Annotated in this window: 11 protein-coding genes; 6 read left to right on the forward strand and 5 right to left on the reverse strand. The window is 75.6% G+C overall.

Annotated elements, in window-relative coordinates; all coding sequences use genetic code 11:
* Together OG906_RS28175 and OG906_RS28180 are read right to left on the reverse strand one after the other, a co-directional pair.
* A complete protein-coding gene (locus tag OG906_RS28175) occupies window positions 1-1,668 on the reverse strand; it encodes a hypothetical protein (RefSeq protein WP_329446764.1) in 1,668 nt (555 codons plus the stop codon).
* Window positions 1,669-1,789: 121 nt separating this feature from the next.
* Window positions 1,790-1,984 carry a hypothetical protein gene (locus OG906_RS28180; protein WP_008743136.1) on the reverse strand — a complete coding sequence of 65 codons (195 nt, stop codon included), beginning with the start codon at window positions 1,982-1,984 and terminating at the stop codon, window positions 1,790-1,792.
* A gap of 304 nt (window positions 1,985-2,288) precedes the next feature.
* On the opposite strand from OG906_RS28180, the gene OG906_RS28185 reads away from it, so the two are divergent.
* Complete coding sequence (locus OG906_RS28185; protein ID WP_267799453.1) at window positions 2,289-2,711, forward strand: ankyrin repeat domain-containing protein; 423 nt, start codon at window positions 2,289-2,291, stop codon at window positions 2,709-2,711.
* A 340-nt stretch (window positions 2,712-3,051) separates the two neighbouring features.
* On the forward strand, window positions 3,052-4,449 hold the full coding sequence (locus tag OG906_RS28190; protein ID WP_329446765.1) for a HEAT repeat domain-containing protein: 1,398 nt from the start codon (window positions 3,052-3,054) through the stop codon (window positions 4,447-4,449).
* Window positions 4,450-4,525: 76 nt separating this feature from the next.
* Here OG906_RS28190 and OG906_RS28195 read toward each other — a convergent pair whose 3' ends face one another.
* From OG906_RS28195 to OG906_RS28205, 3 genes are read right to left on the reverse strand one after another with little or no spacing between them, the layout of a single operon-like run.
* Complete coding sequence (locus OG906_RS28195) at window positions 4,526-5,392, reverse strand: biotin-dependent carboxyltransferase family protein (protein WP_329446767.1); 867 nt, start codon at window positions 5,390-5,392, stop codon at window positions 4,526-4,528.
* The gene (locus tag OG906_RS28200) at window positions 5,389-6,000 is read right to left on the reverse strand and encodes a 5-oxoprolinase subunit B family protein (RefSeq protein ID WP_329446769.1); all 612 of its coding nucleotides are present in this window, start codon (window positions 5,998-6,000) and stop codon (window positions 5,389-5,391) included. The genes OG906_RS28195 and OG906_RS28200 overlap by 4 nt, the downstream gene beginning before the upstream one ends.
* Window positions 5,997-6,755, reverse strand: coding sequence for a LamB/YcsF family protein (locus OG906_RS28205; protein ID WP_329448157.1), 759 nt, complete (start codon window positions 6,753-6,755; stop codon window positions 5,997-5,999). The genes OG906_RS28200 and OG906_RS28205 overlap by 4 nt, the downstream gene beginning before the upstream one ends.
* Before the next feature lie 101 nt (window positions 6,756-6,856).
* On the opposite strand from OG906_RS28205, the gene OG906_RS28210 reads away from it, so the two are divergent.
* The 4 genes from OG906_RS28210 to OG906_RS28225 all read left to right on the forward strand — a co-directional run bounded on the left by OG906_RS28210 (window position 6,857) and on the right by OG906_RS28225 (window position 14,293).
* Window positions 6,857-8,407 carry a hypothetical protein gene (locus tag OG906_RS28210; protein WP_385646137.1) on the forward strand — a complete coding sequence of 517 codons (1,551 nt, stop codon included), beginning with the start codon at window positions 6,857-6,859 and terminating at the stop codon, window positions 8,405-8,407.
* Window positions 8,404-8,619 carry a hypothetical protein gene (locus tag OG906_RS28215; protein ID WP_329446772.1) on the forward strand — a complete coding sequence of 72 codons (216 nt, stop codon included), beginning with the start codon at window positions 8,404-8,406 and terminating at the stop codon, window positions 8,617-8,619. The genes OG906_RS28210 and OG906_RS28215 overlap by 4 nt, the downstream gene beginning before the upstream one ends.
* Window positions 8,616-9,512, forward strand: a complete 897-nt coding sequence (locus tag OG906_RS28220; RefSeq protein ID WP_267799458.1) for a hypothetical protein — start codon at window positions 8,616-8,618, stop codon at window positions 9,510-9,512. Before OG906_RS28215 ends, OG906_RS28220 begins: the two co-directional genes overlap by 4 nt.
* A 98-nt stretch (window positions 9,513-9,610) precedes the next feature.
* A complete protein-coding gene (locus tag OG906_RS28225; RefSeq protein ID WP_329446775.1) occupies window positions 9,611-14,293 on the forward strand; it encodes a hypothetical protein in 4,683 nt (1,560 codons plus the stop codon).
* Window positions 14,294-14,356: the final 63 nt, after the last annotated feature.

Genomic DNA, 14,356 nt, shown 5'->3' on the forward strand with positions numbered 1-14,356 from the left:
CTACGGCCCGACCGGCCACGGGCCGCGCGCGGGCGGTGTCTCCGCCGGCACCTCCGCGCTCTCCCGGGCGTCGATCGCGGGGCCCTGCGCCTGGGCCGGGGGCTGGACGATGTGCAGCGGCTTCGACGGCGTGACGTGCTCCTCGACCGCCGGCGGCCGGGCCTGTCGCTCCGGCAGCAGCTCCAGCACCGCCTGACGGTGCGCCGGATGCGCGGCGTCGTCGTACGGGTCCGGGGTCGCGGGCACCTGCACCCGGTGCACGGGGCCCGTGCCGAGCCGCGCGTACCCGCGCCCGGGCGGCACCATCGCGGTCGGGGTGGTGTGCGGGGGCAGGCCGAGCACGTCGGTGATCTGCTGGATCGAGGCGGAGCCGAGCACGACGCGGGCCCGGGTGTGCTGCCAGACGGCGTCGTCGAGCAGTTCCAGGTGCTCGAACTGTTCCGCGACCACCACCGTGACGTGCGCGGCCCGACCGTGACGCAACGGCACCTGGAGCCGCGCGAGGGGGTCGGGCCGCCCCTCGGCCGCCGCGAGGTGGGTGAGCACGCTGGGGCGGTCGAGCAGGATCCACAGCGGGCGCCGGGTGTCCTCGGGCAGGGGCCGGCCGGCCTCGCGGGCCCGGTGGGTGGCGACGAGCCGTCGCTCGGTCTCGTGCGCGGCCCACTCCAGGATGGCCGGCGCGCCCTTGGGGCCGCACTCCACGGCCAGGACGCCCGCGCGGCCGGAGAGGCAGGAGTACTCGCCGCTGCCGCCGCCCTCGACGATCAGCACGTCGCCGTCGTGGTGGAGCGCCTGGAGGGCGATCGAGCGCAGCAGGGTGGACGTCCCGCTGCCGGGTTGGCCGACGGCCAGCAGGTGCGGTTCGGTGGAGCGGGGGCCGGTGCGCCAGATCACCGGGGGCACGTCCCGGGTCTGTTCCCCTTCCGCGACGGGCAGGGTGCGCTGGACGCCGCCCGCGTCGGTGAGGCCGAGGACGGTCTCGCCGGGGGAGGTGACGAACCGTTGGGCGGCGATGCCCGTCGGCAGCGCCTCCAGCACGCTCAGGTCGAGCTGGTTGGCCTCCTCGTCCCAGTCGAAGAGGTACTCCCGCCCGCGCCCGGACTTGGCGTGCAGCAGGGCCTCGATCCGGGCCCGCGAGGCGAGCTCCCCGTCGGCGAAGTAGGCCGGGTAGCGGATGCGGAGCCGGGTGACGCGGCCCGCGTCGTCGAAGACGTGGCCGCTGAAGGCCCGGTCCCATTCCCCGCCGTGGGCGAAGAGCGGGTTCGGGTCCTCGGGGATGGAGAAGTACGGCACGAGCGCCTCGTAGAGGGAGGCGAGCCGCTCCGTCTCGGCGTCGCTGGGACCGGTCTTCACCGGGGTGCGGTCGCGTCCGTGCCAGCCCGCCGCCGCCATCAGGCTCACCAGGGCGATCATCGGGCCGTACGGGACGAGCGCGACCACGAGGACGCAGGCGACTCCCAGGAACAGCGCGGGACCCCGCTTGTCCTTGGGGGTGTCGGACCACTTGCGGCGCCCTGCGGAGGCCAGGACGCGCAGGCCGCGTCCGATGACGAGGAGCGGATGGAGGACGTCCGTGGCGCTGTCGGCGGCCGTGCGGGCGAAGTCGCGGCCCCGGGCCAGCGACACGGTGCCGCTGCTGAGGATGCGGGGGAGTGGGCGCCTGGCCACGGGCGTCTCCTGGAGTCGTGGTGGTGGCGGGACGGTGCGGGTCGTGGACCCGGGGCGGGTCGCCGAAGTCCCGCCCGCCGGTGTCCGGCCGGCGTCACTTCGACGACGTCGCAGAGACGACCTAGAGCTTGATCCCGCCGAGAAGGCTCGCGAGGCTCGCCGTACTCGCCGTGATGCTGGGCGCGATGGCGGAGCCGGCGAGGAAGAAGCCGAAGAGCGCGCACACGAACGCGTGCGACAGCTTCATCCCGTCCTTCTTGAAGAAGAGGAAGCAGATGATTCCGAGCAGGACGACACCTGAGATGGACAGGACCATGAGAAGTTCTCCTGGTGGGTGGGGACGGTCACCGTCAGTCCTTCCAGGCTCACAGCAAGTATCAATGCGACAAAAGGTGCATACGGGTGAATCCTGTAATTTTTCACTTGACTGGACCCGCCCGACTGGCGCGCCGGGCGATCAGGGGTGCAGGGGTGATCCTTGCCTCGGGCCGCGCCCGTCATGTGCCGGATCGGGCGCTACTCTGACGCTTCACCCGCACGGACGCAGTGCCGTGCCGTGCCCAGCCCGCCGGCCTGGGGAAACGGGTGTCGTGACAGCGAAGCGAAAGGCGGTTCGAACGATGAGCGAGCACACCCCGGAAGGCGCCGGCCCGCAGGGCGTTCCCGACGAGGACGTCATCGAACTGGCCACCAAGATCTTCGACCTCGCCCGACAGGGTGACGCCGAGACGCTGGCCGCGTACCTCGACGCCGGGGTCCCGGCCAACCTCACCAACGACCGCGGCGACACCCTCGTCATGCTCGCCGCCTACCACGGCCACGCCGACGCCGTCACGGCCCTGCTCGCCCGCGGCGCCGAGGCCGACCGCGCCAACGACCGGGGCCAGACCCCGCTCGCCGGCGCCGTCTTCAAGGGCGAGGAGGCCGTCATCCGCGCGCTGCTCGCCGGCGGAGCCGACCCCGAGGCCGGAACCCCCTCCGCCGTGGACACGGCGCGCATGTTCGCCAAGGCCGACCTGCTGGAGCTGTTCGGAGCCAAGTAGTCCGGTTTTGGCCGTGACCTGGCAAGGTCTGACCGGTCCCGGACCTCACGGGTTGGTCACGGCGGCCGTAAATGTGGTCGCGGTGCACAAACCGACTGGGTCATCATGGCGTCGGATTCGATTCGCGAACTTGACGGACGGGCAGGAGCGGGCTGGACACAAGAGGTGTCCATACCCTCCCTGCCGGACCGGCCGCCGTGGTCGCGAAGCACCGACGAGAGTGAGAAGGCAATGGGCTACATCGAGCGGAACATGACGGCGAACGTCCTCACATGCTGTTACGCGGCCCTGTGAATCCCGATTCCCGGTTGCGTCCCCAGCTTGATTTGAGGCCATTCCCATGTTCGAACCAGTCATAGCGCCAAGCGGCACCCTGCTCGGGCTCCTCCAGAGGGGCCGCGGCGACGGCACGCTGCACGCACTCGCGGCGCCCCGGGCGGAGGCCCTGGAGGCCCTCGACCAGTGCGTGATCAGCGATCCGCGCCAGGACTGGCAGGTCGAGAACCGCTCGCTCTACTACGCCCGGCTCTACCTCGATCTCGACGGCCCCCTCGGCGCCATCGAGAGCCACCTCTTCAGCGCCGACGACCTCCTCGACGAGGAGGACCACCGGACCGGGCTCGCCCTGTCCGTCCTGGGCCACCTCGCCTCGTACGGACGCGACGACGCGCTCATGCTGCTGCGCCGCTACGCCGCCTGCGGCGCGAACTGGGCCTGGGCCCTCGACGAGCTGGCCCTGCGCGACGACGACGAGGGGCTGCGCTCCCTCGCCGCCCCCGTCGTCGCCCGCTTCCCCGCCACCGCCGAGGGCGAGGCGCGGCTGGCCGCCGCCATCCGCGACGCGTACGAGCCCCGGCCCTGGTGCCTGTGGGAGGAGTCCGCGCCCCACGGGGAACGCCTGCGCGCCGCCCGCCGACAGGGCTCCTTCGACCGTTGGCAGCGCCAGCTCACCCCCAAGGGCCCGCAGCCCGGCTGGGGAGTCCAGGCCGTCTTCGACTGGGCCGCCGACGGACTGGATCGCGGTACCCCGCTGCACGTCCCCGCGGCCCGCTGCCTGGCCGCCGTGGCCGCGCCCGAGGACCGCTCCGCGATCCTCGCCGCCGCGGCCGGCGCCTCCGGCGAGGCCGCCCGGGCCACCGCCCTGCACCACCTCGTCCTCGCCGAACCGGAGAACCCGGCCGTCCTGGACCTCATCGAAGCCGCCGGGGACGAGCCCGCCGTGGCCGCCTACGAACGCATGTGCGGCCCCGGTGCAGTGGAACGGGCCCGCCGCTGGGTGCACCGCCCCGACGCGCTCGGAGCGGCCGCCGCGACCCTCCTGGCGGCCCGCGGCGGAGCCGAGGACGCCGGACTCGTCCTGGGCGCCCTGCGCTCCACGGTGCGCGGCTCGGGACCGGACACCCGGAGCCTGTTCGCCCTCGTCGACGGGGCCGGACGCCTCGCCATCGGCTGCGCGGCGCCCGTACTGCGCCACGTCTATCGCGAAACCGCCTCGTCCCACCTCCGCGGCCGCGTCGCCCGGGCCCTGGCCCAGACCGATCCGTCGTTCGCGGCCGGCTTCGCGGTGGAATGCCTGTGGGACTGCGAGGAGACCACCCGCGAGGTGGCCGCCCGCCACGCCGAGACCGCCGACGCCCGCGTCGCCCCCCGGCTGCGCCGCCTGGCGGCGGACCCGGCGGAGGAGGAAGACGTGCAGTCGGCGGTGCGCAGTCGCATCGCACCGGAGTCGACGGTGTAGGCCGTCCCCTGCGGACCCGCCGGGTCCGGCGGGCGGCTCGCGGGGCCGCCCGCACCCCGGTGACACCTCGGGCGCCTCACCGGCCCCGCACGAAGCGGACCGTCACCCCCGGCCGGGCCTGCGCCGCCGCGTCCAGGGCGGGGCCCGGGGGAACCACGCCCACCACCGGATAGCCGCCGGTGACCGGATGATCGGCCAGGAAGACGACGGGCAGCCCGTCCGGCGGGACCTGGACCGCGCCCAGGACCATGCCCTCGCTCGGCAGTTCCCCGGCCCGGCGCCGGACCAGCGCCGGACCGCCCTCCGTGCGCAGCCCGATCCGGTTGGACCTCGCCGAGACCCGGTACGCGGCACGAAGCAGCCGGGCCACCGAGTCCGGCTCGAACCAGTCGGCCCGCGGCCCCGGCCCGAGCGGCAACACCAGCTCCGTCGGCGCCCCCGGCACCCCCAGGGCGTCGACCCCGCGCACCGGCTCCCGGCCGGGCGGCCCCACCGGCAGCAGCACGCCCGCCGACAGCACCGGCGGCCCCAGGCCCGACAGCAGGTCCGTGGCCCGGCTCCCCAGCACCTGCGGCACGGCGAACCCGCCGCGCACCGCGACGTAGCTGCGCAGCCCCGACTCCGCCGCCCCCACCTCCAGCTCCGCCCCCGCCCGCAGCGGCACCGGCGCCCCCCAGGCCACCGGGCGTCCCGAGACCCGTACCGCGCAGGGCGCCCCCGTGACCGCAACCGTCACCGGGTCCGACGCCCGCAGCGCGACCCCGTCGAGGGTGGTCTCCAGCGTCGCCGCGTCCGGGGCGTTGCCCAGCAGCCGGTTGGCCAGGGCGTGCGCCCCGACGTCCAACGCGCCCGAACGGGGGACGCCCAGATGTGCGTACCCCGGCCGGCCGAGGTCCTGGACGGTGGTCAGCGCACCCGCCCGCACCACCAGCAGTCCGCTCACGACCCCGCCTCCTCGAACCGCACCCGCACCCCCGGCGCGAACAGCGCCGCCGGCTCCCGCCCCGGGTCCCAGAGCACGGCCCCGGTGGTTCCGATCAGCTGCCAGCCGCCGGGGGAGGAGCGCGGGTAGACCCCCGCGTAGGCGCCCGCCAGGGCCAGCGAGCCCGCCGGCACGGCCGTGCGCGGCGTGGCCCGTCGAGGCAGGTGGAAGCGCTCGGGGAGCCCGGTCAGGTACCCGAAGCCGGGCGCGAACCCGCAGAACGCCACGCGGAACTCGACCGACCCCACGATCCCCGGCACCTCCCCGGGCCCCACCCCCCACAGCCGCGCGACCTCCGCCAGGTCCGGCCCGTCGTAGCGGACCGCGACGCTGATCAGCGGCCCCTCGCTCCCGGCGAGCGGCGGCACCTGCCACCCGGCGATCCGGGCCGCCAGCGCGGCGGGCTCCGCCACCCCGTCCAGCAGGACGGTCCGCGCGGCCGGCACGATCTCCCGTACGCCGCCCAGTTCCGCGCGCCGCCGCAGCAGTTCGGCGTGGAGCGCGGCCACCTCCTCGGCCGAGTCCGCCTCCAGCAGCAGGGCCCCGCCGCCCACCGCGAGCGCCCTCACGCGAAGGCCTCCACCCGCACCCCGGCCGCGCCCAGGGCCCGGCGGACCCGCAGGGCGAGGTCCGCCGCCCCCGGCGTGTCCCCGTGCAGACACAGCGAACGCGCCGGCACGGCCACCGGGGACCCGTCGATCGCGGTCGCGGACCGCTCGGCGGCCATCCGCACCGCGCGGGCGACCACCGCGTCCGGGTCGTGCACCACCGCCCCCGGCTCGCCGCGCGGCACCAGCGTCCCCGCCGCCGTGTACGCCCGGTCCGCGAACGCCTCCGGCACGGGGGTCAACCCCGCCTCCTCGGCGGCGGACAGGAGCAGCGACCCGGGCAGACCCAGGACGGGCAGCCCGCCCGTCCCGGCGGCCAACCGCACGCCCGCGACGACCGCCCCGGCCTGCTCCGCGTCGCCCACGGTGCGGTTGTAGAGCGCGCCGTGCGGCTTCACGTACGACACCCGGGAACCGGCCGCCCGCGCGAACACCTCCAGCGCCCCGATCTGGTACGCCACCTCGTCCGCCAGTTCGCCCGCCGGCACGTCCATCGCCCGCCGGCCGAAACCGGCGAGGTCCCGGTAGGAGACCTGCGCCCCGATCCGCACCCCCCGCTCGGCGGCCAACTCGCACACGCGACGCATGATGGACGGGTCCCCGGCGTGGAAACCACAGGCCACGTTGGCGCTCGTGACGACGGACAACAGTGCCTCGTCGTCGGTCAGCGTCCAGTGACCGAAGCCCTCGCCGAGATCGGCGTTGAGGTCGATCACGGGCGGGTACGCGGGCGTGGCCATCGGTGTGATCATGGAAGCCATGCGGTGAGCGTAGAACAGCGCCCGCTCCGAACGACCGGGGACGATCCGGCCGAACCATGCCGTTTGGGATGTTGTCCGTGTCAGCGCCTAGTCTTTCCGTCGTGACTCTCCCTGCCCCGGCGAAGACCCTTCCGTCCCCGGCGCCGGGCCCGGCCGCCGACGAGGGCCTGGCCCGGCGGCTGCGCGCCCTCGCCTGCACCGCCCCGCTCCACGACCTCGACGTGCGCAAGGCCAATCTGGCCGGCGAGTACGGGGTCTACGCGATGGCCGAGGTCGCCCTGTCCGCGATCGACCTGGTCACGCTCAACATGGACTTCGACACCGGCGCGGACCACGAACAGATAGTGGCCAGGCTGCTGCCGCGCGTCGCGGCACAGGCACCCGCCCGGCCGGTCGCCGAGCACGAGCGGGTGGCCCGCTGGGTCCTGGAGAACCTGATCAACGTCGGCAGCGTCGACCGGGGCTTCCGCGCGATCTACGGCACCTTCGGCCCGGACGGCGTGTACGTCCGCCGCGACTACGACTTCAAGCTGATCGAAGAGGTCCCCGGCCACGGCGGGGCCGTCTACCTGCGCACCACCGACGAGGCCGTCAACGTCCTCGTCGGAGCCCTCGACACCGACGTCACGAGCGCGCAGATCGCCGCCGAGGTCAAGCTGGAGGTGCTGATCAGCCGGGGCCGCCTCGCGGACGCCCAACTGGCCGCCGAACAGGCGCGCTACCGGACCGTCCAGTACGCCGAGACCCTGCGCCGGACCCTGGACGCCACCCGCCGCAACGTACGCGCCGTGGACTGGCTGGAGGCCGTCCCGGACATGATCGCCGAAGCGCTGGACCACGTCGCCGACCGCTACCGGCACGAGAACGCGATCCTGACCAACATCCGCAAGGCGCGCGACGAGGCCGAGGACCCCGACAACAAGCGGCGCGCCGCCGAACTCGTCGACATCGTCAAGGACTGCATCCGCCGCCACACCCAGCTCCAGTCCCGGCTGCTCGACGCCGGTCCGCTCTTCCGCGCCGAACAGGACCGCCAGGCCTTCGCCGCCCCCGCGCCGCGCACCGGCATCGACCTGTACGGACAACTCGTCTCCCCGGTCCTGCCGCTGCCGCTGGAACAGGCGACGCGGGTCACCGACGCCTTCTTCGCGGCGGGCACGGGACTGCGCACCCCCGTCTCGGTCCGGATGACGGACCTGGTCGAGATCCTGCTGACCCCGCCCCTGGAACGCGAACACCTCGGCGTGGAGATGCCCGAACCGGACCTGATCGCCACCCCCGACGACAGCCGGTTCAGCGAGGAGCAGCTCGCCGCCGCCATGAAGCTGCTGGACCTGCCGCACGACGCCCCCCGCCGGCTCTCCGGCCTGCTCGCCGAAGCCCGCCGCGAGGACCCCGACCTGCCGTACCTGGTGGCACTGCTGGCCGTCCACGCGGCGAGCCCCGCCGTGGGCACGGCCTACCGCCAGGGCGAGGAACGCCTGCTGTTCGCCGTGGACGACGGCGCCGAACTCGACGACCCGGAGTTCGGCGGCGCCGACCTGATCGTCGGCACCGCGCTCCTCGACTCCGCCGCGATGACCGCGGACCGCACGGAGGCGGCGTGAGCACCGCCGGCGTCACCACCGCCGGCGCGCCCACGACCGGCGCGCCCGCCACACCGGCACGGGCCGACCACCGCCCGGACGGCCACCGGCCCCCGGCGCACGCACTCCCGCGGCCGCGGCGGCGCCCCGCCCCCCGGCCCGGCGCCGACCCGGCCCGCGCCCCCCGAGACCACCACCACCCGTACCGCATTGCCGAGGAGCCGCACCCGTGAGCGAGACCCACGCCGAGCACCCCGCGTGGAGCGAGCCCGACGCGGCGTCGGCTCCGACCGGGACCACCCACCCCGTCACCCCGGCGGACGCCGCCGACGCGGCGCGCCTCGTCGCCTTCGGACTCCAGCCCAAGCTGCTGCCCGCCCGCGACGCCGAGTACGCCGAACTGCTGCGCCGCTACCGCGAGGAGCCCGCCTTCGGCCGCCTCGCCGACGCCGTCGCCACCGGCCTCGGCCTGATCGTGCTGGAGGTCTCCCCCCGCGCCGGCATGGCCGTGGCCGCCGGCGAGGACTCCGTCTTCGCCGTCCGGATGGGCGACTACGCCCGCCGCACCACCGCCGACGGCGGCGACCGCTTCCTGCACGGCCTCGCCCACCTCGCCGTCGCCGCCCTCGCCTTCCCGCGCCCCGAGGACCTCGCCGACGACGGCTACATCGGCCGGATCACCGTCAACGGCGTCGACGCCTTCGTCCGGCAGACCTGCCGCCGCCTCGAAGAGCGCGCCGAGGAACTCGGCGAGAACACCGACCCCGCCTCCGACGCCCCCGGCCTGGAGGCCGCCTGGCGGGTCTACGCCCGCCGCTCCGCCACCGGCGCCACCAAGGACGCCCGCCGGCTCGCCGGCTCCACCACCGGCATCGTCGGCAAGGCCGCCGCGTTCCTCACCGAATCCGGCTTCCTCCAGCGCACCGGCGACGACGCCGGAGGCACCTACCGCACCACCCCCCGCTACCAGCTCCAGGTCCGCGACATGGCGGGCAGCGCGGCCATGGCCGAACTGCTGGAACTCGGCGTGGTCCCCGTCAGCGACGGCTCCGCCACCCTGCTGCCGCCGCCCGAGGGCGACGACCTGGAGCTCGCCGCCGACGCCGGACTCCCCTTCCACGCCTGAGCGAGCCACCGCGCCACCCGCCCGCCGTACGCCCCACCGCCCGCCGTACGACCCCTGTCCTCCGTACGACCCACGAGAGACCACGAGAGTCCGCCGCCATGTACGAGCTGTCCCGGATCCGCCTCTACTCCATCGGGCCCGCCGGCGCGCGCTACGCCGACACCGTGCTCGACCTGCGCGGAGTCGGCGAACCGGTGCCCCACCCGGCGCCCACCCAGGCGGAGTTCTTCGAGGACGAGCCCACCGGCCCGCCGCGGCGCCCCGCGCCCGCAGGCGTGCTCTTCCTGGAGAACGGCGGCGGCAAGTCCGTCCTCCTCAAACTGATCTTCTCGGTCATGCTGCCCGGCCACCGCAACACCCTCGGCGGCGCCAGCTCGGGCGTCCTGCGCAAGTTCCTGCTCGCCGACGACTGCGGCCACGTCGCCCTCGAATGGCAGCACACCCAGACCGGCGAGTGCGTGGTCGTCGGCAAGGTCAGCGAATGGCGCGGCCGCCAGGTGTCCAACGACCCCCGCAAGTTCGCCGAGGCCTGGTACTCCTTCCGCCCCGGCCCGGGACTCGGCCTCGACAACCTCCCCGTCGCCGAGGCCACCGCCGTGCGACCGCCCGTCGAGGGCGCGTCCGGCGCCCAGGGCCGCCGCCGCACGATGAAGGGCTTCCGCGACGCCCTCACCGAGGCCGGCAAGGCGTACCCGCACCTGGAGGTGTACTGGGAGGAGATCCACGACCGCTGGAACGAACACCTCACCGAGGTCGGCCTCGACCCCGAACTGTTCCGCTACCAGCGCGAGATGAACGCCGACGAGGGCGAGGCCGCCGGCCTCTTCGCCGTCAAGAAGGACTCCGACTTCACCGACCTGCTGCTGCGCGCCGTCACCGACACCCGAGACACCGACGGACTGGCCGACCTCGTCCACGGCTTCGGCAACAAACTCGGCCGCCGCGCCGAACTCATGGCCGAACGCGACTTCACCGCCGGCTCCGTGGACCTCCTGCACCGCATCGTCGACGCCGCCGATACCCGCTCCCGGCTGCGCGACGTCCACGCCGGCGCCGAACGCCGCACGCGCACCCTCGCCCGCCGGCTGTCCGCCCGCGCCGGCGAGGAACGGGGCCGCGCCGCCGACCTCGCCCAGCGGGTCACCGAAGCCGCCCACGAGGTCACCGGCGCCGAGACCGCCCGCGGCCGCAGCGCCGCCGTAGCCGCCGAACTCGCCTACCGACACGCCTCGCTGGCCCTCACCGTCGCCGACAAGGCCGCCGCCGCCCAACGCCGCGAACTCCTCGAAGCCCGCACCCTGCACTCCGCCTGGCAGGCCGCCGAGATCGTGCTCCGCCACCGGGCCGCCGCCGACCGCTCCACCCGCGTCGCCGCCGCCATCCTCGAAGCCGAACGGGACGCCGCCCCGGCCCTGGCCGCCCGAGCCACCGCCGCCGCCGAACTCGTACGGGCCCTGCACACCGCCGCCGAACACGGCGAGACCCGCGCCAACGAGGAGGAGGAGCGGTCCGCGGAACTCCAGGCCGTCGGCGAGACCGCCCACCGCGACGCCACCTCCGCCGCCACCGCCGCCCAGCGCGCCCGCAGCGAGGCCGAACACCTGCGGGCCCGCCTCGACGAGGTCCGACAGGAGACCGCCGAGGCCGTCGACGCCGGCTGGCTCGACGACTCCGAACCCGACGCCGACCCCGCCCGCGCCGCCCTCGCCGCCAGCGACGCCGAGAAGACCGCCGTCGCGGCCTGGAACGAGTCCCGCGAGGCGGCCCGCGCCGCCGCCGAGACCGCCCGCGAGGCCGCCGGAGCGGAATCCCGCGCCGAACTCACCGCCGCCCGCGCCGCGGACGCCGCCGACGCCGCCGAGTCCGCCCACGCCGCCGAGTCCCGCGCCGCCGCCTCGCTCGCCGAAGCCCCGCGCCTGGCCGCCCTCCTGGGCCTCCCGGCCGCCCCCGACGCCACCGTCCCGCACCCGCGCGGCGACGACGGCCCGAACGGCACGCCCCCGACCCCCGACCAGGGCCCCGAGGCCTCCGACGGCCCCGCCGCCCACGGCGGCCTCACCGTCGACGACCTCGACCGGGGCGCCGACGACCTCCGCGCACTGCTCACCGACTCGGTGGCCGCCGCCGAACGGCAACTCTTCGAGCTGCGCACCGCCGCCGCCGACGACGCCCGCATCCTCGGCGCCCTCGGCGACGGCGGACTCCTGCCGCCCGGACCCGACGTCCTCGCCACCGTCGAGTACCTCGGCGAACACGGCATCCCCGCCCTCCCCGGCTGGCGCTACCTCGCCCAGTCCGTGGACCCCGCCGACCACGCCGCCGTCCTCGCCGCCCGCCCCGAACTCGTCGACGGCGTCGTCATCACCGACCCCGACACCCACGCCCGGGCCCGCGAGGTCCTGTCGGGCGCCGCGCTGCTGCCCCGCTCCACCGTCGCCGTCGGCACCGCCGCCGCCCTGCTCGCGCCCCTGCCCCCGACCGACGCCGACAGCGACGTCTCCGGCATCTTCATCGTGTCGCCGAACCCGGCCATGCACGACGAGCAGGCCGCCGACACGGAGCGCCAGGCCCTGCGCAGCCGCGCCACCGCCCGCGACACCGAGATCCGCGACCTGGCCGCCCGACTCTCCGGCGACCGTGAACTCGCCGCCCGACTCGCCTCCTGGCGCACCGGCTGCCCGCCCGGCCGGCTCGCCGAACTCGCCCGACTCGCCGAGGCCGCCCGCGCCTTCGCCGAGGAGGCCGACGCCGAACTCGCCGAGGCCCGCACCGTACGGGCCGAGGCGGACGAGGCCGCCGCCGACGCCGCCCGCGTCCGCGAGGAACGCCAGGACACCGCCCAGCGCGCCCGCCGCGTCGCCGACGCCCTCGCCGGCCTCGCCCACCGCCTGCGCGAGCGCGCCGGCTGGCAGACGAGGCTGCGCGAACTCGCCGACGAGGCAGCCGAGTCCGAGGCCCGCGCCGAGGTCTGCCTGGACCGGGCCCGCGCCGCCGACGAGGACCGCCGGGCCGCCCAGCGCGCCGCCGACGACGCCCGCCGCACCTCCCGCGCACTGCGGGCCGAGCGCTCCGAGATCGCCGGCGCCCCCGAGCCGCTCCCCGCGGACGACGGCTCGACCAAGGCCCCGCTGCCCGACCTGCGCGAGGCCTACCGGGCCGCCTCACAGCTCTACGAGAAGGTCGGGGTCGGCGCCGACCTGCGCGCCGAACAGGCCCGCGCCGAGAGCGCCGAGAGCGCCGCCCTCGCCGAACTCGACCGCCTCACCAACAAGGTCCGCACCCGCGCCGCCCAACTCCTCGAAGGCACCGACGGAGCCGACGGCCCGTCCCGGCAGGCCGCAGCCGCCCGCGCCGAATCCCTCGTACAGATGCTGGAGACCCGCGCCTCGACCGCGAGCGAACAGCTCGGCCGACTGCGCGGCGAGGCCGAGCGCCACGCACCCGCCGAGGGCGAGGCGCACACCGAACTCCCCGAGGACCTCGTCCCCGAGAACGTGGAGCAGGCCCAGGGCCTGCTGCGCGCCGCCACCGCCCGGCTCGCCGCCCACACCGCCGCCGTGGAGAGCGCCCGGGCCGCCCACGCCGACCTGCTGCGCGCCCACCGCACCGCCGAGGACGGCGCCGGCGGCTTCGACGAGACCGCGGCCCTGCTCCGGGACCTGCTGCGCGACCACACCCACCAGGACGACGAGCAGGAGCCGGTGCCCCACCCGGGGACCCTGGAGGAGGCCCGCCAGTCGGCCACCGAGGCACGCCGTTCCCTGCGCGGCTGCGCCGCCGACCTCTCCGCCGCGGAGTCCGCCGTGCGCGAGGCGAGCGACATCCTCGTCCGGCACGCCAACGCCAACCGCTACGAGCAGGTCCGCACCCCCGCCCGCCAGCAGATCCGCGAACTCCCCGCCTCCGCCCTGCCCGAACACGCCGCCGCCTGGGCCACCGCCTTCGCGCCCCGACTGCGCGTGCTCACCGACGAGTTGGAGCAGCTGGAACGCAACCGGGGCAGCATCGTCGACCGACTGCGCGGCCTCGTGGAATCCGCCCTGGCCACCCTGCGCTCCGCCCAACGGCTCTCCCAACTCCCCGAGGGCCTGGGGGAGTGGTCGGGCCAGGAGTTCCTGCGCATCCGTTTTGAGGAGCCCGACCAGGCCACGCTCACCGAGCGACTGGGCGAGGTCATCGACGAGGCCACCCGCGCGGCCGTGAAGAAGAACAGCGCCGCCTCCTTCGGGGAGGGCCGGCGCGACGGCATGTCGCTGCTGCTGCGCGGGGTCCAGGCCGCACTGGAGCCCAAGGGCATCGCGGTGGAGATCCTCAAGCCGGACGCGGTCCTGCGCGCCGAGCGCGTCCCGGTCGGCCAGATGGGCGACGTGTTCTCCGGCGGGCAGCTGCTCACCGCCGCCATCGCCCTGTACTGCACGATGGCGGCGCTGCGCAGCAACGACCGGGGCCGCGACAAGCACCGCCACGCGGGCACGTTGTTCCTCGACAACCCGATCGGCCGCGCCAACGCCACCTACCTCCTGGAGCTCCAGCGGGCCGTCTCGGACGCGCTCGGCGTCCAGCTCCTCTACACCACGGGCCTCTTCGACACCACGGCGCTCGCCGAGTTCCCGCTGGTCATCCGGCTGCGCAACGACGCCGACCTGCGCGCGGGCCTGAAGTACATCAGCGTCGAGGAGCACCTGCGTCCGGGTCTGCCCCAGCAGTCGCCCGACGAGGAGACGATCCACGGCGAGATCACGGCCACCCGCATGTACCGCCGCTCCGCGGTGGGCGCCTGACCGCTCCCGCCCCGGCCGGGCGGCCTCCCCGCCCACGGCCGCCCCGTACCCCGTCGCCCCGCT

It is taken from the genome of Streptomyces sp. NBC_01426 (assembly GCF_036231985.1).
Classification (GTDB): domain Bacteria; phylum Actinomycetota; class Actinomycetes; order Streptomycetales; family Streptomycetaceae; genus Streptomyces.

Coding starts and splice junctions, on each gene's coding strand:
- OG906_RS28185 (WP_267799453.1), top strand. CDS start 2,289: ATGAGCGAGCACACCCCGGAAGGCGCCGGCCCGCAGGGCGTTCCCGAC.
- OG906_RS28225 (WP_329446775.1), top strand. CDS start 9,611: ATGTACGAGCTGTCCCGGATCCGCCTCTACTCCATCGGGCCCGCCGGC.
- OG906_RS28190 (WP_329446765.1), top strand. CDS start 3,052: ATGTTCGAACCAGTCATAGCGCCAAGCGGCACCCTGCTCGGGCTCCTC.
- OG906_RS28180 (WP_008743136.1), bottom strand. CDS start 1,984: ATGGTCCTGTCCATCTCAGGTGTCGTCCTGCTCGGAATCATCTGCTTC.
- OG906_RS28210 (WP_385646137.1), top strand. CDS start 6,857: ATGCCGTTTGGGATGTTGTCCGTGTCAGCGCCTAGTCTTTCCGTCGTG.